This window comes from Bacillus sp. PS196 (genome assembly GCF_037963555.1).
GTDB lineage: Bacteria > Bacillota > Bacilli > Bacillales > Bacillaceae > Bacillus > Bacillus subtilis.
The window spans coordinates 2,610,093-2,631,353 of record NZ_CP150159.1; the positions used below are offsets into that span (position 1 = coordinate 2,610,093).

Consider the following 21,261-nt stretch of genomic DNA (forward strand, 5'->3'; position numbering starts at 1 on the left):
ACAACCACGATTCAATTTGATCCACTACAGATTTCTGAGCTGACATTAAACAGATAGAGTTATAAAAATCTGTACCAGTTCCCTTTCACAATTAGGACATTTCGGCGGCGTATCGGCATAATGCGAACTAATTTATTAATGTTCAACAACAGAATTTCGTCTATTGGCAATAAAGAATCCACAAATCATTGCAAGAATGGCCATCGCCCACCAGAACGTTGAGATCGCCTGATCATGATCGATGATAATCAAACGAATGACAGCTGTGATGCCAATATAAATGAAGTAGCGAAGCGGAAAATGAAAGTCTGATTTGAAGTATTTGATAATCAAAGCAATGAACTCAAAGTACATGAAGAATATAAGCAGTTCTCCAAGCATCTCATAATAGCTGTCCACTTTGTTGAACAGTGACTTGTATACGAATAGCACAATGTACCAAGTCTCGCTGATCAGAAGTGCGCTTAAGGCTAACGCCAGAAAGAACAGACAGACGTTGAGAAGCGCTTGTAACAGGTAAGGCACCTTTTTGAATTTGTTAGAAAATCTCATCATGTTGTCTCCTATTTCAATATATTCGTGGTTTTTATTCTCAGCCTACATCTTGGTGTTCCAAAATCGTAGCACAATGTAGTACTTAGAATTCTTTTGTATACTGTGAAACTGTCCCTGCATGCGGGACATCATTCGCGCAATGCTTCTTTCACCGAGTCCGTTGCTTTCCGGTGTTATATCTGCAAGTTTAATCGTATTGCTAACATGGATCTCAAATATCTCTTGATCCGATACAAACGTGATACTGATTTTTTCTTCCGGATCTGCGTATTTCAATAAGTTTGACATCACATTATCAAATACACGACCAAGCTCCTCCAAATTCACGTTAATATAGGTTTCCGGCAGCTCGCCTGAAATATGGACCCGAAAATGCTCCTGATGAAGGATAGCAATCTGATCTGATATTAGATCGTAGATCACTTCTTTCACTGCAACGGTCTCCAGATCGGCCTCATATTCCTTGTTCAGCAGGAAATACGCAAACAGATTGTCAGACAAGCTTTTTAATTGCAGTGCTTTACCATAAGCATTGGCTACATACCGATCTTTGCTGGCACCCGCTTCGCCTCCCTCTTTTTTGGCAAACTCCAGATTCATGATCAGCGACGTCAGCGGTGTGCGCATATCGTGCGACATTTCGGTAACCAGGCTGCGGCTCTCAGCTTGCAATTCCTCGATAGCTTTAAGTTTATCCAGGAAAGCTTTCCGCAGATCCTCAATGCTCTTTGCAATCATCGCTAATTCATCATGCCCTTTTATCGTCATCTCGTAGTCCAGTTCGCCCCCTTCAAGAATATGAATCTCTTGATGAATCGTTTTAAGGTAGCGAAGACTTTGGCGAATTCCGAAGAGAACAATGATTAAAAAGATGAGGGTTGCCCCGAGCAAATCCAATGCAAAGGCCAGATCATAATATCGGGAAGAGTAGAAACCGTCGATAATGACTCGTCCTTCACCATCGCTAAACTTGACAGGATGTGAATGATTTTGAGCGTACTGAGTCAGCTTTTCCTTTCCATAATCCGATTCGGAATAAATAGAATCATATTGCAGCTCCTGATCCTTGAATATGGTGAGGTTAATGTAATTTTCTTTTTTGACCCACTCGCCAAACGCTTTTCTATCTGATGTAGACAACTCATTTTCTGAAACGTACTTGCTGAATTTTTGAATGTATCTTGCTGACTCCTCGTGATAATACTCTTCCGAACTCAGATATCCCTCGATCAGATCATCTGTGATCTTTTGCAACGTCAGAAAGATCACACCACTCACAATCGCAGCAACCATTATCAGCAAAGCCAGTTTTTTGGTTAGCGTAAATTTAAGATGCGCCAAATCGATATCCTCTTCCCCATTCAGTTTTTATATAAACCGGACGTGCCGGATCATCCTCAATTTTGGAGCGCAGCTTCCGTATATGCACCATCACCGTATTGTTGGAACAGTAAAAGTAAGGCTGTCCCCACACACTCTCATATATATTTTGGGCAGAAAATATTTTGTTGCGTTTGTTCATCAGAAGTTTCAGGATACGATACTCCAGATCTGACAACTTGATTTGCTTCTCCTCTTTCCACACCTCATTAAATTCTTCGCTCACTCTTAGTTTGCCCCCGATAAGAAATGTTTCTTCCTGTTCCTTCTTTTCCTGATAGATAGTATATCTGCGTAATTGAGCAATCACTCTAGCGTGAAGTTCCTCTTCCGAGAATGGTTTAGTCATATAATCATCGCCGCCGGCGAGTAATCCCTCAGTTTTATCGAGTGTACTCGATCTGGCCGTCAGAAACAGAATCGGGACGTTAGAGGATTTCCTGATGTGCTGACATGTTTCAATTCCCGAAATGCCTGGCATCATAATATCCAAAATAACCAAATCAAGCGAGTCATTCACAAGTTGCAATGCTCGCTTTCCATCCTTGGCTCTTAGCACCTCGTAACCTGCACGTGTAAGGGATTCCTCCAAAAGATCACCAATATCCTCATCATCCTCTACGACTAATATTCGATAGGCCATGTCTCTCTCACCTCATGATTCTTGTTGTTATTTCTCGTGTGTCCTTACTATATATCGTTCATAGTAATAAGTACGTTATAAGATACTACGTAAATCTTAACAATTTATGAAAGCTGATGCTCGCCACAAATTTGTCACATTTTCTAAAAAAAATGATGACTCTTCATAAATTGTTAAGATTCGGTCTTTATATTTATCCATTGTAAGGCTCAAGTTTTTCAGATCCGCACTACACATTGCCGTGATAAATGGGAAAGGAGTATTGATATGATTGTACAAAAAGAAGGACGCGGGCAACCGGTGAGTCTGCGGGAACGGGTTCATTTTCTGGACATCGTACGAGGATTTGCCTTGCTTGGCATTATTATTGTCAATTATTTTCTGATCGTAGATTCAGTAAAGGGATTCGAAATGGCCTCCGATGACGTACTGCATAAGCTGGTTTCCTGGTTTGCCGAAGGGAAATTCGTTACGTTATTCTCCTTCCTGTTCGGAGTCGGGTTTATGATCTTTATGGATCGAGCCGCGCAGAAGGTAGAGAGTCCCAACAAGCTGTTTGCCCGCAGGTTATCTATCCTGTTGGGATTTGGCATTTTGCACATCACATTTGTTTGGGTCGGTGACATATTGGCCTTTTACGCCGTAAGTGGCTTCCTGTTACTCGCCTTCTATAAACGCACGGCCAAAACGGTGCTTAGATGGATTATCGCACTTATCGTGTTTCAATTCCTGACTCCTGTTTTCACAATGTTGTACAATGTCATCAATACTGCAGGGTCAAAAAACCCGAATTTTTCAGAGTTTACTTTGTTTAGCCACAGCAGCCTTACCTACATGGAATCCATCAGCACTCGGTGGACAGATATGGTCACGATGGCTGCCGGCTCTTTCTCTATGATCTATTCCATGTTTCTCATGTTTCTGCTGGGCGTGTACTTTGTTAAGATGGAATTTTTCAAAGACATGGAAGCGAAAAAGCCTATATGGAAGCGTATCTGGATCATTAGCACAATCGCTTTTCTAATAACACAAAGCAGTATATTACTAGACATGTTTAATCTTTCTGAGAATATGCTGTGGAAGGACATTTCCTCTGTCTTGGGTCAAAATGGCGGCTTAACCGGAAGTATGTTTTATATGAGCACTTTTGCAATGCTGTTTCTATACCTTCCTCAGCTGCGAGGCCCTATGATGATATTCACCAAAGTCGGACGGATGTCATTGACCTGTTATCTGCTTCACTCTATCATTGGAACAGTTCTGTTCCTCAGGTACGGATTCGGGCTTGCGGATCATATTCAATCCGCCGGCACGTTCATGTTCAGTCTGGCCGTGTACTTCGTTCTTATGAGCTTTAGTACATTGTGGTTGAAACGGTTTAGGTACGGTCCGATGGAATTAGTATGGCGCAAGCTGACGTACGGCAAAGTAAACGGGAGTCCCAAAGCAACTCCGCTGCATTCGGAAAAATCTATTCAGAAATAACCCCCTTGCACAGATTGCATGACTTCAAATTAGTGTTGTTGAATGAAGCGGGCATTAAACGGACAGATTTGATATATGGACTAGTTATTTTTATATCATTTAGGCTTCTTTGGGCTAATAAATCCACCAGAGTTTACTCAATGTGCATTGCTCATGATCGAATCTAAATTGAATCTTTTACGCATGTTCATAGTCAAAGGCGCCTCATTCGACTATTTTTGTAACTTTTCGCAGGAAAAATTCGAGAATGATGACAAATCCCGCATACGACACTTAATACGGTAGTGAACAATAGTAAATTAGGGTTACATGCAGCTTGTTTTCCAATGAAACAAAGAAAAAGAATCATACAAAAAGACAGGAGAAAGCTTTTGAAGTATTTTAACGCCAAATTTACCGCGGAAGAAAGAGCGATGGAATCACTTTTTTGTGAAAAGGCCTCGCAGAGCAGCTCGAATGTTTTACTGAACGACTGAACTCTATATTTTAGCAACTGAGGGAGTGAACAATCATGAAAACTAAAAATGAACCAAAAGTTATTCTGGAACTAGCAAAGGAATCTGATCTGCCAGAATTCCAAAAAAAATTACAAGAAGCCTTTGCGATCGCCGTGATTGAAACGTTCGGTGATTGCGAAGATGGGCCGATTCCATCGGACAATGATGTTCAGGAGTCTTTCAATGCTCCCGGAGCAGTGGTATATCATATTCTTCAGGATGGTAAGAATGTCGGTGGTGCAGTAGTACGTATCAACAGCCAAACAAATCATAATTCGCTAGATTTATTCTATGTATCTCCAGAATATCACAGCCAAGGGATTGGTCTTTCTGCTTGGAAAGCCATTGAAGCACAGTATCCGGATACTGTGCTTTGGGAAACCGTGACACCTTATTTCGAAAAGCGAAATATCAACTTCTATGTGAATAAGTGTGGATTTCATATCGTAGAGTTCTACAATGAACATCACTCTGATCCGCATATGCATCGCAATGGACGTGAAGATGACAAGCCCCTACTGAATGATGATGACTTTTTCAGATTTGTAAAGATTATGAAAAAAAAGGACTAAACAATTGAACACGGCGAGATGCCGCAGAGAGTTGCTGGTAACTTTTTTATATTTCATTATCAGAGGAAGGTAATAATGATGTTTAAAAGGTGTTTTGATCCCTGTCTCATAAACAGGGGTCAAAACACCTTTGAATCATCGGTTTCTTTTCTGACATATACCACGCCCACTAGTCCCTCAACATAGTAAAAACATATCATGAGTTACAAAAGCTTTTATTCAAAGCATATGTTTATTTTATTTATACTTATTTTCATCATTTTTCAGAATTCTGGACACAAATCGGGTACCTATTAGAGGCCAAGGAACTCTACATTTCATTAAGAAATCCGTACTCATTGCCCTGCTTTAATTAATTTTAAGCCCTCGCACTATGCCCCCCCTGAATTAAGTATTTGATGTAACTTTGAAATTAAGTTTATGAAAATCTGTCACAAACCCTTATTTCATAACACATCATTTGTTTCAGCTTCCCTCGCGAATACCGGATTAATGCTCGGCTTTAAGATAGTCAACCAATCTCTCCGCACTGTTCTTAACATCTTCTTTTGAAAGATGAAGTGTCCCATATTGTGTAAACGCAGGAAGAAAACGCATTCCTATATAGTTAGCAGTGACTTGAAACGGTCTGATAAGCTCGCTGATCGTGATATTATATTCTCCGCCTGCTTGATAATCAGATTCCTGTGCGCCTAAGGAGATAGCTAAGAGTAGTTCTTTTCCATGCAATTTAGTTCCTCCAGTTCCATAAGCCCAGCCATGTGTTAACACATCATCTTCCCATTGTTTGAGTAACGCGGGACTGCTGTACCAATACATTGGGAACTGAAAAACGATACGCTCATGATCTAACAGGAGCTGCTGCTCTTTTTCTACATCAATGATAAAATTAGGGTATTCACCGTACAGGTCATGAACCGTAATGTCTTTCTCTTGCTTTAAACGATTCATCCAGGTTTTGTTGACAACAGACGTTTCCAAATTAGGATGTATAACGATAACTAATGTTTTCATTAGACTGATTATCCTTTCTTTGCCAATTAGTTATTATTTTTTACGATAATGAATTGATTCTAATTTTAAAATAGCAACTTTATTTACACCTATTTTATCCTTTTTCATGAATTCAGGGCAACTAATTGGGCACCAAAATCAATGATGACTTAAGACATTGTTTTGTAGAAATCCGATATACAGAATAATCCATTATTTAGAAAATTTCCACCTTTTCCCTCAATCCTTACCAATTTAAACTCATTAAGGAGATACTTTATCACCAACTTTAAATAATAATGGAATAAGTGCTAATAAAATAATTCCTACAACCAACGTAGATATTATTAACTCCTTCCATACAATCAAATTCTTTAAAAACATTTGATAAATAACTAATGAGTTTACTGGAATGTTAAGCAATAAGCCCGTAAGAAGTCCAGGTGCATACTTTTTCATTACAACAGTTGCGATAAGATGTGGAAAAATAGCGTTGATAACCATAGAACCTAGAAAGCCAATGAAAATCCATTTTGCAATATCTGATTCTGGCATATATAAAAAACCAAATGCAGATAAATAAGCCAACATAGTTATAACAATGACAGCAAAATGAAATTCATTTGAAGTTACTGGCTTTTGAAACTTTGAAGATTGTTGTGACCACTCAGGTAACCAAATAGCTTCCTCAATATTATGAAGTGTAATAGCAAAACAAAAAAATGCTACGAAATAAACCACCTATCATTTCCTCCTCGGTGCCACAACCAATATGGTTTGGCAACATTATATTACATTTGAGGCTGATTGGATATGGTGTTAAAAGAGAGAAGAATCTGCCTTAGTAGTTGCTTCTTAATTATATGTGCAATAACGTGTTGTTACGTGGCATGTCATATTCAAATATAATAACTCTAAAGCAAACAAAGATACCTATATAGTTTGGCATCCTCTTTTTTAGTTCGAGTCCCTCTATTTATTTTGGGCACAAAATAGACATAATTTATATTGACTCATTATACCCATCACATACCATACCCCTTAAACCAATCAGGATTAAAATGTTTTAAAAAAGGTGATCAAAGATTAAGTTATGGTCTCTTTTATTTTATGAATGCTGTCTTAATGCAAAACAACACTGGACACCACTAAGTCAAATGCATTTCATGGTACTATAGTCAAGACTTGTCCAAGTCACCATTATCAAAATGAATTTCATCAAACACTTGAAACATTTATTGAACGCGGCCAAGTGTCATAACATTAATAAGAAACCAACGAGTGATGAATCTTTTAATCTTTCATTTTACCCGCTGGCTCATATCAAAGGAGCTCTAACCAAATTTTAATAGCTGTCGCACCTATTAATTGCGCTAAAACCCATTGCAGGAATTTTGTATTTACTTTTTGCCCAACTGATGCGCCAATAGGAGATGCAATTAAACTAGCAATCATAAGAACCAGCGCTGGTACAAAAAGAACCTGGCCCGTGATTACTTTTCCAACTGTTGCGCCAATGGATGAAAGAAATGTAATCGCAAGAGATGAAGCGACTGTGACTCTAACAGGAATATTTAAAATCGATAACATAATGGGGACTAGGATAAAGGCGCCGCCAGCTCCTAAAATACCTGATACGCCACCAATGATAAACGCTAAGGAAGAAGCCAACCATTTATTAAATATCACTTCCTTATCTTCGCTATGTTCTTGTCCTTTTTTAGGTATCAACATTAAAATAACTGCTAAAATAGCCAGAATTCCGTATATAAAGTTAATTCCTTTTTCAGATATGTAATGAGAAAAGTAACTCCCCAATACACTCCCTAAAAGGATGCTGCTTCCCATGTAAATAATTAATGCTTTATTTAGAAGACCACTCTTACGATAAGCCCAAACACCGCCGAGTGTCGCAAAGAAAACTTGAATAGCCCCTATCCCTGAAACTTCATGGGCAGTTAATGACATCACTCCCACTAAAGAAGGAATGTACAATAGCATTGGATAATTAATAACTGCTCCGCCAATACCAATCATTCCGGAAATAAAGGCACCAATAAACCCTATAATGAAAAGAGTTGTGATAAAGGCAATATCCACTTTGGTTTCCTCCTTTCAAAGGAAAAGGGTATCTTTTTATTCGATACCCTTTCACATTATTAGCCTTTTTTAATCCAGAATTTCAATACATCACCTTCATCAGTTTGCTCTAAAAGGTCATGCCCGCCTGATTTAGACCAAGCTGCAAGATCACTTTTAGCTCCCTTATCTGTTGCATGCACTTCTAATATTTGACCTGATTCCAGTTCATCCATCGCTTTTTTTGTCCTGACGATTGGCATTGGGCATGCCAGGCCTTTTGCGTCTAATACTTTATCTGATTTCATGTTCATCTCTCCTCTTTTTAATAGAAACTTGTGTTACCGTATTGCACAGCGGTTTGGACCAATCTCCATTTCACGCTGTTTTTCTTCATCTGGGCTGATTTTCCCCATGTTTGTTTCTCGAATCTCTTGGTATGCATTTGGTTGCGGAGGCAAATGATCTGTTACTAGGTGTCTAAATTCTGTTTCATCCGCAATGTTCAAACCATGGTTCTCGCTAAATAATGTACTTAGTTTTTTACCAACACTTCCATCCTCATTTAGCTCGTCAATGATCGTAAAGTGTGCTGGTAATACAATTAAATCCTTTGATAACGCTTTGTAACGGCTATAAAGCGTTTTTCTTAAATCTCCTACCCAATCTTCTGCCATACCGGCTAAGTCTGGTCTGCCAATTGAATCAATAAACAAAATATCACCTGAAAGAAGATACAGATCATCGACAATGAAAGAAGTGGACCCAATCGTGTGCCCCGGAGAATAAATCGGTTGAATTTTAATCGTTGTATTTCCAATGATCATGTCGTTTCCTTCTTCCAACGGCTGATAATCGAATACCACTTCTTCAGCATCTTTAGGCGGTAACCAGTAGGTTGCTTTTGTTTTTTCAGCAATGACTCTGCCGCCTGAAATATGGTCCGCGTGAAGATGTGTATCAAATACGTGAGTAATCGTTGCACTCTTCTCCTTCGCAAAATCCATAAAGAAATCTACCATACGTGTCGCATCAATAATTGCTGCTTCACCATTGGAAATGACCATGTATGACAGGCAGCCTTTACCGATTCGAACAAACTGATACATCTCACCGCCATCTTTTAAATCCCCGACTTTTACCGGCTCTAAATGTTCGCTCCATGCTTTCATTCCACCCTTAAGATAGGATACAGAATGACCTGCTTCAGATAGCATTTCGGATACCATGACGGATGAACCTTCTTTTGCACAAACGACCAGCACTTCTTTATCAGAAGGAATTTTCTCCAAGATATCTTCTACGCCATCTAAAAGATCGAAATACGGTATATTTAAATGGTCAAAGTCATGTCCTTCAATCTTCCAATCGTTAAAATCATTTTCATTACGCACATCCAAAATAAATAAAGGTTCTTTGTTAAAGATTTTTTGTGTGACTTCTTTTGGGGTCATTGCCTTTACGGTCATGTTTCAATACCTCCTATATCGAATCTTTTAGCGGGACTAAAATGTTAAGGATACATCAGCATCTTTAGTAAAATCTAAAAAGGTAACAGCCCCGCCTACTTCGATTCCTTCCATAAAATCATCTTTTGTTAAACCCATAACGTCCATCGTTATTTGACAACCAAATCATGCAACTCCCATTTCAATCAGTTTAGGAATAGAAGGCACATTTGCTTTCTTACAACCTTCTGCGACATGTTCTTTTCCTTGTCGCAATATTACAGACTTTATAAGCATCAAACAGACCGCCATTTGCCGCAATAATCGCTACTCTTGTACTCATCTGTTCATCATGCTTTTTATTTATTCGGTTTTACCTGTCCAATCCCGCATACCGGGGACAACATTAATAACCTTTTTAAAACCTTGTTTCTTCATGGTGCGGGCCGCCATTTCACTCCTTCTTCCCGAATGGCAGATAATATAAATTTCATCATTTTTGTTTAATTCGTCAGAGCGCTTTTCCACTTCACCAAGAGGGATATGCACAACTCCAGGGATATGAGCTTTTTCATATTCCTCTATCTCTCGAACATCTAAAATGTTAAGAGACTCGTCACTATCTACTTTCTGTTTGAAAGCTTCTAATGAAATCTCAGGAATTGAAGATGCATTTTCTGATGAATGCTCTCCTCCTTTTCGAAGAAAATGACGAAGTATTTCTCCCTCTGCTTCAGTACCTAGATATTCATGGCCTGTACTTTTTGCCCATGCTTCCAGATCTGCTGTAGAACCTTTATCTGTCGCATGAATTTCCAATACTTCACCAGCTTTTAAATCCTTCATTCTCTTCTTCGTTTTTACGATAGGCATTGGACACGCCAAACCTTTAGCGTCTAGTACAATAGTTGCTTTCATCATTTTTTTCCTCCTTTTCTCATATAGGGGTGGGGGTATATAAATATACAAAAAGTTTCTCACTAGAAGTTAATACCATGTATTCATGCCCCTTTTATATTTGTGATCTTTTTAAATCCTTGTTTCTTCAATATTTTTACTTCCCTTTAAACTTCTCCTTCCGCTTAGCAATGAGTAAATGAGTAACATTAGATAAATAAGTTGACACTGCCTTCCTCAGCATCTGCCAAATAAGCTGCTACACCAGCATAGTCAATATCATCTAATAGTTCTTTTTCCTGTAAACCAAGAAGATCCATTGTCATCGTACAAGCTACGAGCTTTACCCCCTGTTCTTGAGCCATCTCAATCAACTGAGGTAATGTAAGTGCATTATGCTTTTTCATCACATTTTTAATCATTTTAGGGCCCATACCTGCAAAGTTCATTTTAGATAAACCCATCTTATCAGCACCACGAGGCATCATCTTTCCAAACATTTTTTCAAGAAATCCTTTTTTCACTGGAATCAGCTCTTCTTTACGTAAAGCGTTTAATCCCCAAAAAGTATGGAAGATCGTCACTTCATGATCGTAGGCAGCTGCACCATTTGCAATAATATAGGCTGCCATTGCTTTATCATAATCCCCGCTAAATAAAACAATTGTTGTGCGTTTTGTTTGTTCTGTCATGTTGATTCTCCTAACTAATTACCCCCATGGGTATATTGAAGTCAAAAAATTTTTTTCGAAAGATCTGCTTTTATTCAACTCTTTAAATACCATAGGGGGTATAATATAACGCATATAAAAATTCGTCAACCTTAGGTTGATGAATTTTTATCGGCTCTTTACCAATAAGTCGACTGCTTCTTTTACTAAATTTTGTGTGTCTTCGCCTTTTTCTAAACTTTCACGAACACAATGTTCAAGGTTTGTGCTCACAATTAAACCCATCGCTCGATCGATCGCATTACGGGAAGCTGCTAATTGGGTCACAACCTCTCTACAATCTTTTCCTTGTTCCATCATAGTCAATACACCTTTAATTTGTCCTTCAATCCGTCGTAAGCGGTTTTTAATCTTTTGATCATACTCCATATATCAATGAAATCCTTTCTTTCATTTATTTTTACAATGCTGCCAGTTCATAACTGTTTACATGGATACCTTTGCGCTTTAGAAAACGCACTCCTAAATTTAATTCCACCCGGTCACGAGCTATTATGTGTATTTTATCACGTGGAATCTCTAAATAAAAACGTTTTAGATACGCATATGGGATGTTTAAAATAATATTATCCGAAAAATTGGGTACATCGTTATAATGACGAATATCTAATATTGTGATGTCCATAGCCTCTAATTTATCTTTATGGATACAAGAGATTCCGGTTATAGGATAATAACGTCTATACGTTGCAATGATAATCACAAAAATAAGCAGGAATGCAATAACTAAATAATTGATACTACTTACACCACCTTATTAACTCTTTGTTATTCACAAAACAATAATATACCCCCATAGGTATATAGTCAAGTGTGAAAGTTACTTTCTTTGAGCTGATAGATTCATTTCGATATCCGCGGATTGAAAAAATACTTACATTCGATAATGCCAATTCTGCTAAAAGGAACTCGAATAAAGCAATAAGCCGATTTAATTTTAAATCGGCTTTATTTATCAATTACTTAAAATTAGCACAAGACACGCTGCTTGGATATTAAATGGGGTTTCATTAGCATGGTACTGGTTCCCCATGTTTCATGCTGAATGTGACTTTAATTATTCTAGAATTCTGCAGAATATCTGTGCTAATCTTCCGCAGCCACTGCATCTGCTTTGGTTTTATGAACTGTACCAAATGGATGGTTAGGAGGAGCATAAATGGAGTAAAGTTTTAATGGCGTATTTCCTGTATTAATTACGTTGTGCCAAGTGCCGGCAGGGACAACAATGGCAGAATCATCATAGACATTTCTTTGAAAGTTCAAATGATCTTTACTCTTTCCCATTTTGACGATCCCACGCCCCTGCTCAATCCGTAAGAACTGGTCAACGTTAGGATGGATTTCCAAACCAATGTCTTCTCCAATACCAATACTCATCAAAGTAACTTGAAAATGCTTTCCTGTCCATAAAGCAGTACGGAACGTATTGTTTTGTTTTGTGGCTCTATTGATATTTACAACAAATGGTTTTGGTCCATAATCCCTCAAAAGAAGGTTTCTATCTTCATATGAAGAGCGCAAATCGGCACCTCTGTGTACGTTCTCCATCTCATTTGGAATAGTCCAATAAACAGATCTTCCATCATTATACATCGGCACAGTCACATAATAATAACATTGAGGCGAAAAAGGGTTATAGTACATTTTTTGATCCCCGCAATTATAAATTTTTGTGATAGTATCCTATGCATTTATTAAGGGAGTGTGCTAAATCAAGAAAACTCATATTAAACACAAAAATGAATGTTCGATCACCGTTTGATTCATGGATGAATAATTTATCACCGACCTTGTAATCGTTTTCTGGATGTTGAATTTCACTAGCCTTTGTTAACATGACATCGAATGACACCTTTATATGATGGATTATCAAAAGTCGACGATCCTAAATGGCTTTTGAACATTTACATAGCACAACAACAGAGTATACGGAATTCTGTTGTTTGTCCCCCCTATCCCAGCTCTTTTAGATTTATCTCTTTGGATGCGCCTTGATGGCCAGCTTTTCAGCAGCGTAGTATTTAGCGCCTCCTGAATCGTTATAGCATATTTCAACGCCGATAGACTTGCGGTTCCCAGTGCCGTTTGTACCGTCTCCTGTATGTGGGCTCGCTTTTAGTAAACCAGTTTATATTCTTTTTGGGCACACAACAGAAACAATTTTCCCATATGAAAATCTCGTAATCTTACACCTCTTTAACTTGAAGGAGGATTTTTGCATATGTATTTTCATACCCGTCAACTACCATCTCATCCAGCATATATTCCTCATATGCATTTTCCCCTATTTGCATTCCATTTCTTTCAATTAACTCAATGATTCTCCGGTACGCCTCTTCAGTATTTCCGCCTATTTCATATCCAACTGCATACAGGCCTTTTGGTCGTACATGATAATTTATGTTCTCTGCCCCATCTTTTACTTTTATATAAAAGTAACTGTAATTGTAGAAGTCTTTTTCTAAGATTTGTTCCCGTGCAAAGATTCCGCCTATCGGATATCCTTCATCTAATTCATATTGCTGAACTTCATGAATGAGTTCTGAAATGGCTGCCACATATTTTCGTTCCGGTAAGTTTAATGTTTTTCGGCTTAACATGAATGTTTCTTCATTTAAATATTCAAAAGAAATTGAGGAAAAATCAGTCTCAAGTGCTTGTTCTGTAAGCGTCACTTTTGTTTGTAAGATCATTTGCAACTGCTTAAGCTCATTTATTTTTTTATCAATCTCAATAGACTTTTCTTTTAGAACATGCAGGATCTTGTCTGGTGTTTTTCCTTTTATTAGACACTTTATTTCTTTTAATGGAACCCCAAGCTCTTTAAATAGACTGATGACTTGAAAAATCTCAAATTGATGATAGGAATAATATCTATACCCATTTTCTTTTTTTATTTCCGGCGAGAAAAGACCAATCTCATCATAATGAAATAAGGTTTGTTTTTTTACACGGCAGAGCTTCGAAAACTCCCCTGTTGTGAAATACTTCTTAACATCTTCGCTCATAAAAACCTCCTTGACTATACGGTAACCATATACCTTATGATTTGATTGTACTTGAAAAAAGCGTCAAGCGAAAAGGATAGGTAAAAAGGGTTCAATTGAGTAAAAGGGGAATTCAGATGAAAAAATCAATAAATGAGCAAAAAACGATATTCATTATACTATTAAGCAACATCTTCGTAGCATTTCTTGGTATCGGTTTAATCATTCCAGTTATGCCTTCTTTTATGAAAATCATGCATTTATCCGGCAGCACAATGGGTTATCTTGTTGCGGCTTTTGCCATTTCTCAGTTAATTACTTCACCTTTTGCAGGTAGGTGGGTTGACCGTTTCGGGAGAAAAAAAATGATTATTCTCGGGTTGCTTATATTCAGTTTATCTGAGTTGATTTTCGGATTAGGGACCCATGTTTCAATATTTTATTTCTCGAGGATATTGGGTGGTGTAAGTGCGGCTTTTATCATGCCCGCGGTAACAGCATATGTAGCTGATATTACAACCCTAAAGGAAAGGTCAAAGGCTATGGGGTATGTTTCTGCTGCAATTAGCACAGGCTTTATTATTGGGCCTGGTGCGGGAGGATTTATTGCCGGCTTTGGCATCCGCATGCCGTTTTTCTTCGCCTCCGCCATCGCGTTAATAGCAGCTGTCACTTCTGTTTTTATACTAAAAGAGTCATTGTCGATAGAAGAACGCCATCAACTCTCATCTCATACAAAGGAATCAAATTTCATTAAAGACTTGAAGAGATCCATTCATCCTGTCTATTTCATTGCATTTATTATCGTCTTTGTAATGGCTTTTGGTTTATCAGCTTATGAAACGGTATTCAGCTTGTTTTCTGATCATAAATTTGGCTTCACACCAAAAGATATTGCAGCCATTATTACGATTAGCTCCATTGTTGCGGTAGTTATTCAAGTTTTACTTTTCGGGAAATTGGTCAACAAACTTGGAGAGAAAAGAATGATTCAGCTGTGCTTAATAACCGGTGCGATCTTGGCTTTCGTGTCTACTGTTATGTCAGGATTTTTAACTGTTTTGCTTGTAACTTGTTTTATTTTTCTGGCGTTCGATTTGCTACGTCCGGCCTTAACCGCTCATTTATCCAATATGGCCGGTAACCAGCAGGGTTTCGTAGCAGGCATGAACTCCACATACACCAGCCTGGGAAATATATTTGGACCTGCTCTAGGCGGTATACTATTTGATCTTAACATTCATTATCCTTTCCTTTTTGCAGGTTTCGTTATGATTGTCGGCCTTGGTCTTACAATGGTTTGGAAAGAAAAAAAGAATGATGCTACAGCTTTGAATTAATTCAGCCTCTATAAAGTCAAGTCATTTGGATGCAGGGAATGCCTCTGGTTAGGCACAATAAGAAAAGGTACTTAATTTGATAGGCTACATGTTGCTTGACGTGAATATAGTTTAAGCTGAGTTTTAGCAATATCAGGATACCGGGATAAGAAAAAAGGAGAATGTAGTATGAGTATAAACATAAAAGCAGTAACTGATGATAATCGTGCTGCAATTCTTGATCTGCATGTCAGCCAGAATCAATTATCATATATTGAATCTACAAAAGTATGTTTAGAGGATGCAAAAGAATGTCACTATTATAAACCTGTCGGGCTTTACTATGATGGAGATCTAGTCGGTTTTGCAATGTATGGATTGTTTCCCGAGTATGATGAAGATAATAAAAACGGACGAGTCTGGCTTGACCGATTTTTTATTGACGAACGCTATCAGGGAAAAGGATTAGGGAAGAAAATGCTTAAAGCCCTCATTCAGCACCTTGCAGAGCTATATAAATGCAAGAGAATTTATTTAAGTATATTTGAAAATAATATTCATGCTATACGCCTTTATCAAAGGTTTGGTTTTCGATTTAATGGTGAACTCGACTTTAATGGTGAGAAGGTAATGGTAAAAGAGCTATAGATATCCAAGCCTCCTTGTTTGCTGAGAAACGTTTGAATTTCGATCATGATTACCTACTTAAACTGCAAGATCATTGTTTAAAAAAGCCTGGATGAAAATTTCATCTCAGGCTTTAAGCATCTAGTCAAAATCTCATGTGCTTTATCTAGATGTTATTCTTTTTTCCGGACAATTTCTAAATAATTAATATGCCGGCCAACTGTTTTGTGCACTTTAAAAATATACCCATCGGCTTCTATAACGGATCCAACTGCAGCGTCTATTTGTTGAGTCATAAACCAGCCGCCTATTGTATCCACTTCGTCACTTGCTAACGTCGTTCCCAATAAATCATTTACATCTTCAATGAGCACTTTCGAATCTAAGATATAGTGATTATCATTTACTTTTCTAATATTAGGCACTTCATCTTTATCAAATTCATCTCTGATTTCCCCGACAATTTCTTCAAGAATATCTTCAGCAGTGACTAAACCTGAAGTGCCGCCATATTCATCCACAAGAATAGCGATATGTGTTCGCTCTTTTTGCATTTTTACCAATACATCATGAATTGGAACGGATTCAATAACATGGATAACAGGGTTGATATGATTTTCTAACTTGAAATCCTCTTTTATCTTCTGGTCTGTGTCAATATAAGCTGACAAAAATTCTTTAGCATTGATAAAACCAATGATTGAATCTTTATCTCCATTTAGGACGGGGTACCTTGTATAGCTCTCTGTCTTAATGGTCTTAACAATAGTTTCATAAGAATCCTCACTAGAAATCGCTACGATCTCTCTTCTCGGAATCATAATTTCTTTGGCGATTCTTTCATCAAATTCAAAAATATTATTTACATATTTCAACTCATTTTGATTGATTTCACCGCTCTTATAGCTTTCAGACAGTAAGATGCGCAGTTCTTCTTCAGAATGAGCAAGTTCATGTTCTGATGCAGGTTTCAAACCGAAGAGTCCTACTATAAACCGGGCTGAACCATTTAAAAACCATATAAAAGGGAACAGGATGCGGTAAAACCAAATAATTGGCTTTGCAGTCAAAAGAGTGATGGTTTCCGCTTTTTGGATAGCGAGTGTTTTAGGAGCAAGCTCTCCAACTACAACGTGCAAAAAAGTCGCCATCACAAAAGCAATCACTAAGATCAATACATGTGAGACTGTTTCACTTACATGAAAATGAGCAAATAAGGGGTGCAAAATCACTTCAAAAGTCGATTCTCCGACCCAGCCAATTCCCAACGCTGTAACCGTGATCCCTAATTGACAAGCTGACAAATATTCGTCCAAATGAGTAATGACCTTTTTGGCTGATATGGCACCTTTTTTTCCCTCTAATATGAGTTGGTCAATTTTTGATGACCTGATCTTTACTATCGCAAATTCAGTCGCAACAAAAAATGCTGTTAAGACAATTAAAATAGTAAAGATTATAAGGTTAATGGTTGTCAATGATTTGCCTTACCTAGTAAGGCGTACACCTCCGATATAAATATTTATTTTTATAACCCGTTTTTTCTGAATAAACAAAAAACAGTATATATAACATTATAAGTTCAAAAGAACCTAAAATCAACTCTGAATGATGTAAATAATCATCTTTTTCCGTATGGAGAGTGGTTCCCATAGTATTCAACTAGCGATTGGTGACGTTTTAAGGCTTAAAAAAGAAAGCAAAATAAAAACACACCTGAATTTTCTGGTGTGTTTCAATAATATCCAACCGTCTTGATTTATTTAATGTCTTTATTAAGGTTTTCTTTTAAAATTTGAATCAATTCCGCCTGTTGCTTTATATTTTTGCGGCCATTTCTATTAATTGCAGCAAGTTCACAGACAATTCCAGCTGAAATGAAAAACAATAAACCTTCAAACATTTTAAATCCCCCACCGTCTAAGTGATAGTCAAATTTGTTTTTTCTTTTTGTAATACCTGCTTATAATCTTCCTTACGCTGATATATGTTATTTAAAATGAGTCCAATAATGACAAACAGTGTTCCTACTATATCAAATGCAGTTATGTTATATCCTTTGATCACCATGATTAACAATGTAGTAATGGGGACAAAGTTAATAAATAAAATCCCATTAATGGATGATAGGATTTTAATGCCATAGTTCCAACTAAGGAGGGCTATGATACCTGGTAAAGTAATCATAAATAAAAAATCATACTTAATTGCTGCAATCACTTTAATACTCGGTACCGACACGTAACCTTGCGCGGTAAGTATAGCTGTCATGATTCCTGTTATAGCTGTGCCGAATAAACATGTCAAAGTTGAATAACGAAGTGTGGACCACTCTCGGAATATCTGTCCCCCCATTGTGTAGACAACCCACCCTAAAACACCAATGAATATAAAGAGTATCGAGAATAGATGATCCCCTAATGAAAAAAAGAAACTTATATTACCTTTGGTTATGACCATCGAAGCCCCCAAAAAGGCAATCAATATACTGATCATTGTGTATTTTTTAGGTTTCACATGTTTATATCCCCATAGAATAACAATTGAAAGCATCGGCATGAGTGCCTCGGCAATGGATGCTGTCATAATTCCAGACTTCCCCATCAACCTTTGACCTAAAAAAATAAGAACATTGTATACAGTAAACGCCATCACCCCAAATAAAATGATCCATTTTGCTTTACCCTCTAAATGAAATGATTTTTTTCCTTCTCTCACTAATAATAAAATCACTAACATAATCGTTACCATACCGTAGCGAATAAATGAAAAATAAAACGGATCAATAAATTCTAATGCATGATCTGCAACTGGAAACATCGCGCCCCAAGACATACTTGCCACTAAACATGTAAGGGCACCAATGAATAATTGACTTTTTTTCATTGAATTCCCCTCCTTTTCTTTAAAATTACAATGAGAATTATAAAAAGAAGTAAGCATCAAGTAAAATGAACAAAAGTGATGAAAAACATCATTGATAATGATACTTTAATGAAGGGGGGATCTTCATGGAACTGCGAGACTTACAAATTTTCAAATGCGTAGCCCATCACAAGAGTATTACCGGTGCTGCAAAAGAGTTAAATTATGTACAATCTAATGTAACTGCGCGGATTAAGCAATTAGAGAATGAGCTCAAAACACCTCTTTTCAATCGCCATAAAAAAGGGGTTTCACTAAGCCCAGAGGGCCGAAAAATGATTGAATACGTTAACAAAATTTTGAAAGATGTTGAAGAACTGGAGCAGGTCTTTCTAGATACTGAAATACCATCTGGAATATTAAAAATCGGTACAGTGGAAACAGTGAGGATACTGCCGACCATCATAGCTTCCTATTATAAAAAGTATCCTAATGTGGATTTATCATTGCAGGCTGGTCTAACAGAGGAACTTATTAAAAAGGTCATGAATCACGAATTAGACGGAGCTTTTATTTCAGGCCCTTTGAAACATTCTATTCTGGAACAGTATGATGTTTATACTGAAAAACTTACTCTTGTAACCAGTAACAAAACGTTTAATATAGAGGATCTTTCAACGACTCCGATTCTTGTTTTTAATCAGGGGTGCGGGTATCGGTCTAGGCTTGAACAATGGCTCAAAGATGAAGGTGTGCACCCAAACAGAATGATGGAATTTAACATCCTGGAGACAATCTTAAATAGTGTTGCACTTGGACTCGGTATAACAGTGGTACCGGAATCTGCTGTTATGCATCTAGCTGCACAAGGTAAGGTTTATTGTCACCCATTACCTGAGAAAGACAGCTGTATCTCAACAATCTTTATACGCCATAAAGATGCGTACCTGACAAATTCAATGCGCAGCCTCCTTAAGACCATTGTTGAACATAAAAATATGAGTATGTCTTAAAGTGCTTTTTCTATTTCTATGTTCTAACTTCTTAAATAAAAGAGAAAGCGCATCTCCACTTCGCTACCCTTATTCACAATAAAATAGAGCAGTAAACATGTGAGTTACTGCTCTGCTTCGTTTATCCACCGTTCATTTGTTTTACAATGTATTCAGCATCATTTCCTACACCTTGAAGCAACGCTGAACCTCGCTTATGCTGCCAAGGCAACCCTATAAAGTACAATCCTTCTACAGGTGAAACACCTCTATGATGTATGATTCGACCTTCTTGATCCAAAACACCTTTTATATTTATCCAACATAAGGGATTCCTGAAACCAGTAGCCCAAATAATATTGTTTACTTCTAATGTAGATGAATCTTTAAAAATGATTTCATTTTGCTTTGCGGCAATGACTCTTTTTTTTAAGATGATCTTTTTCTGTTTTATTGCATGTTTTAATTCATGCCCAAATACTGGATCACCTTTCTTTTGAATGAATTTGCCTACTACTGATGTATGACTTGCATGTAAAACTCCTAATTTATCAAACCACCAAAAGATGCTTCTTTTTCCGATCATTAAAGGGAAATAAACTAGTTTATTACTACAGGCTAAATATGTAACTCTTTCTTTGGATAATTCAACAGCTATTTGAGCACCACTATTCCCACCACCAACTACTAGTACATTTCCATATGCCAATTGTTTTGAATTCTTATATTGTGATGAGTGTAATTGATTAATATTATCGGATAAATCCTTTGATATTGATGGAATATTAGGGGTATGAAAAGGCCCTGTAGCAATGACAAGATTCTTCGTTTGATATTCTTCCCGATTTGTTTTTATTAAGAAATAATTCTTTATTTTTAGGACACTTATTACTTCTGTCCGTAATTGGATTGGAATTTCAAATTTTTTAACATATTTCTTTAGATAAGCAACAATTTCATTTTTTGAAGGAAATCCATGTTTTTCTCCTTCAAGATGCATTCCAGGCAAAGAGCTATACATTCGAGAAGTAAATAAAACTAATGAGTCATACCGATCTTTCCAGCTCTCCCCCACCTCATGACTTTTATCCAAAATAATAAACTTTTGATCGGACTGCTTTAGATAATATCCTATCGAGATCCCTGCTTGACCAGCCCCGATTACTATAGTGTCGTACACATTATCAC

At 37.3% G+C, this 21,261-nt stretch carries 23 protein-coding genes and 4 pseudogenes; 6 read left to right on the top strand and 21 right to left on the bottom strand.

All coding sequences use genetic code 11. From position 1 onward, the window contains the following. Positions 1 to 135: 135 nt before the first annotated feature. From psiE to yrkP, 3 genes are read right to left on the bottom strand one after another with little or no spacing between them, the layout of a single operon-like run. Positions 136 to 552: a phosphate-starvation-inducible protein PsiE gene (psiE, locus tag NST79_RS13625; RefSeq protein ID WP_003246154.1), complete on the bottom strand. Its 417-nt coding sequence runs from the start codon at positions 550 to 552 to the stop codon at positions 136 to 138. A gap of 45 nt (positions 553 to 597) precedes the next feature. Further along, on the bottom strand, positions 598 to 1,896 hold the full coding sequence (gene yrkQ / locus NST79_RS13630) for a two-component system sensor histidine kinase YrkQ (RefSeq protein ID WP_003246194.1): 1,299 nt from the start codon (positions 1,894 to 1,896) through the stop codon (positions 598 to 600). Beyond that, positions 1,883 to 2,578, bottom strand: a complete 696-nt coding sequence (gene yrkP / locus NST79_RS13635; protein ID WP_003229895.1) for a two-component response regulator YrkP — start codon at positions 2,576 to 2,578, stop codon at positions 1,883 to 1,885. Before yrkP ends, yrkQ begins: the two co-directional genes overlap by 14 nt. Positions 2,579 to 2,845: 267 nt before the next feature. Here yrkP and NST79_RS13640 point away from each other — a divergent pair, with 267 nt between their 5' ends. From NST79_RS13640 to NST79_RS13650, 3 genes are all read left to right on the top strand, one after another. Next, positions 2,846 to 4,063, top strand: a complete 1,218-nt coding sequence (locus NST79_RS13640; protein ID WP_003229894.1) for a DUF418 domain-containing protein — start codon at positions 2,846 to 2,848, stop codon at positions 4,061 to 4,063. Continuing rightward, positions 3,982 to 4,230: a hypothetical protein gene (locus NST79_RS13645; RefSeq protein WP_119123070.1), complete on the top strand. Its 249-nt coding sequence runs from the start codon at positions 3,982 to 3,984 to the stop codon at positions 4,228 to 4,230. Before NST79_RS13640 ends, NST79_RS13645 begins: the two co-directional genes overlap by 82 nt. 344 nt (positions 4,231 to 4,574) lie before the next feature. Continuing rightward, the gene (locus tag NST79_RS13650) at positions 4,575 to 5,132 is read left to right on the top strand and encodes a GNAT family N-acetyltransferase (RefSeq protein ID WP_029318133.1); all 558 of its coding nucleotides are present in this window, start codon (positions 4,575 to 4,577) and stop codon (positions 5,130 to 5,132) included. Between the two features lie 489 nt (positions 5,133 to 5,621). On the opposite strand, the gene NST79_RS13655 is transcribed toward NST79_RS13650, so the two are convergent. The 14 genes and pseudogenes from NST79_RS13655 to bltR all read right to left on the bottom strand — a co-directional run bounded on the left by NST79_RS13655 (position 5,622) and on the right by bltR (position 14,291). Then, positions 5,622 to 6,146, bottom strand: a complete 525-nt coding sequence (locus NST79_RS13655; protein WP_003246192.1) for an NAD(P)H-dependent oxidoreductase — start codon at positions 6,144 to 6,146, stop codon at positions 5,622 to 5,624. A 243-nt stretch (positions 6,147 to 6,389) separates the two neighbouring features. Next, complete coding sequence (locus NST79_RS13660) at positions 6,390 to 6,866, bottom strand: HXXEE domain-containing protein (RefSeq protein ID WP_004398792.1); 477 nt, start codon at positions 6,864 to 6,866, stop codon at positions 6,390 to 6,392. A 582-nt stretch (positions 6,867 to 7,448) separates the two neighbouring features. Next, positions 7,449 to 8,225 carry a sulfite exporter TauE/SafE family protein gene (locus NST79_RS13665; protein ID WP_212059456.1) on the bottom strand — a complete coding sequence of 259 codons (777 nt, stop codon included), beginning with the start codon at positions 8,223 to 8,225 and terminating at the stop codon, positions 7,449 to 7,451. Between the two features lie 59 nt (positions 8,226 to 8,284). Further along, positions 8,285 to 8,512, bottom strand: coding sequence for a sulfurtransferase TusA family protein (locus NST79_RS13670; protein ID WP_069322778.1), 228 nt, complete (start codon positions 8,510 to 8,512; stop codon positions 8,285 to 8,287). Between the two features lie 33 nt (positions 8,513 to 8,545). After that, a pseudogene (locus NST79_RS13675) lies at positions 8,546 to 9,680 on the bottom strand (MBL fold metallo-hydrolase). 29 nt (positions 9,681 to 9,709) lie between these two features. Next, positions 9,710 to 9,995 (bottom strand): annotated as a pseudogene (locus NST79_RS13680) (DsrE/DsrF/DrsH-like family protein). A gap of 20 nt (positions 9,996 to 10,015) precedes the next feature. Further along, positions 10,016 to 10,573, bottom strand: coding sequence for a sulfurtransferase TusA family protein (locus tag NST79_RS13685; RefSeq protein ID WP_110109440.1), 558 nt, complete (start codon positions 10,571 to 10,573; stop codon positions 10,016 to 10,018). A 185-nt stretch (positions 10,574 to 10,758) separates the two neighbouring features. Next, entirely contained in the window at positions 10,759 to 11,241 is a 483-nt protein-coding gene (locus tag NST79_RS13690; RefSeq protein WP_024572226.1) for a DsrE/DsrF/DrsH-like family protein, read from the bottom strand. Between the two features lie 147 nt (positions 11,242 to 11,388). Continuing rightward, on the bottom strand, positions 11,389 to 11,649 hold the full coding sequence (locus tag NST79_RS13695) for a metal-sensitive transcriptional regulator (RefSeq protein ID WP_003237170.1): 261 nt from the start codon (positions 11,647 to 11,649) through the stop codon (positions 11,389 to 11,391). 21 nt (positions 11,650 to 11,670) lie between these two features. Next, positions 11,671 to 11,983: pseudogene (locus NST79_RS13700) on the bottom strand (sulfurtransferase). Between the two features lie 383 nt (positions 11,984 to 12,366). Beyond that, entirely contained in the window at positions 12,367 to 12,927 is a 561-nt protein-coding gene (locus NST79_RS13705; protein ID WP_212059453.1) for a cupin domain-containing protein, read from the bottom strand. A 225-nt stretch (positions 12,928 to 13,152) separates the two neighbouring features. After that, entirely contained in the window at positions 13,153 to 13,296 is a 144-nt protein-coding gene (locus NST79_RS13710) for a hypothetical protein (RefSeq protein ID WP_076458315.1), read from the bottom strand. Then, positions 13,274 to 13,405 (bottom strand): annotated as a pseudogene (locus NST79_RS13715) (hypothetical protein); the annotation flags it as partial. The pseudogene NST79_RS13715 and the gene NST79_RS13710, both read right to left, overlap by 23 nt. A gap of 64 nt (positions 13,406 to 13,469) precedes the next feature. Beyond that, positions 13,470 to 14,291 (bottom strand): GyrI-like domain-containing protein, encoded by an 822-nt coding sequence (gene bltR, locus NST79_RS13720; RefSeq protein ID WP_212059451.1) that lies wholly within the window; start codon positions 14,289 to 14,291, stop codon positions 13,470 to 13,472. Between the two features lie 116 nt (positions 14,292 to 14,407). Between bltR and blt the strand changes: the two genes are divergently transcribed. Together blt and bltD are read left to right on the top strand one after the other, a co-directional pair. Continuing rightward, complete coding sequence (gene blt / locus NST79_RS13725; RefSeq protein WP_212059449.1) at positions 14,408 to 15,610, top strand: MFS transporter; 1,203 nt, start codon at positions 14,408 to 14,410, stop codon at positions 15,608 to 15,610. Positions 15,611 to 15,778: 168 nt separating this feature from the next. Continuing rightward, the gene (gene bltD, locus NST79_RS13730; protein WP_041850101.1) at positions 15,779 to 16,237 is read left to right on the top strand and encodes a spermine/spermidine acetyltransferase; all 459 of its coding nucleotides are present in this window, start codon (positions 15,779 to 15,781) and stop codon (positions 16,235 to 16,237) included. A gap of 152 nt (positions 16,238 to 16,389) precedes the next feature. Here the strand turns inward: bltD and NST79_RS13735 are convergent, their stop codons facing one another. From NST79_RS13735 to NST79_RS13745, 3 genes are all read right to left on the bottom strand, one after another. Further along, the gene (locus NST79_RS13735) at positions 16,390 to 17,694 is read right to left on the bottom strand and encodes a hemolysin family protein (RefSeq protein WP_212059447.1); all 1,305 of its coding nucleotides are present in this window, start codon (positions 17,692 to 17,694) and stop codon (positions 16,390 to 16,392) included. Between the two features lie 281 nt (positions 17,695 to 17,975). After that, positions 17,976 to 18,119 carry a YrzO family protein gene (locus NST79_RS13740; RefSeq protein WP_014477437.1) on the bottom strand — a complete coding sequence of 48 codons (144 nt, stop codon included), beginning with the start codon at positions 18,117 to 18,119 and terminating at the stop codon, positions 17,976 to 17,978. A 17-nt stretch (positions 18,120 to 18,136) separates the two neighbouring features. Beyond that, the gene (locus NST79_RS13745) at positions 18,137 to 19,102 is read right to left on the bottom strand and encodes a DMT family transporter (protein ID WP_212059560.1); all 966 of its coding nucleotides are present in this window, start codon (positions 19,100 to 19,102) and stop codon (positions 18,137 to 18,139) included. 125 nt (positions 19,103 to 19,227) lie between these two features. On the opposite strand from NST79_RS13745, the gene czcR reads away from it, so the two are divergent. Beyond that, the gene (czcR, locus tag NST79_RS13750) at positions 19,228 to 20,094 is read left to right on the top strand and encodes a LysR family transcriptional regulator (RefSeq protein WP_212059563.1); all 867 of its coding nucleotides are present in this window, start codon (positions 19,228 to 19,230) and stop codon (positions 20,092 to 20,094) included. Between the two features lie 121 nt (positions 20,095 to 20,215). Here the strand turns inward: czcR and NST79_RS13755 are convergent, their stop codons facing one another. Further along, the gene (locus NST79_RS13755; RefSeq protein ID WP_212059565.1) at positions 20,216 to 21,253 is read right to left on the bottom strand and encodes an NAD(P)-binding domain-containing protein; all 1,038 of its coding nucleotides are present in this window, start codon (positions 21,251 to 21,253) and stop codon (positions 20,216 to 20,218) included. Positions 21,254 to 21,261: the final 8 nt, after the last annotated feature.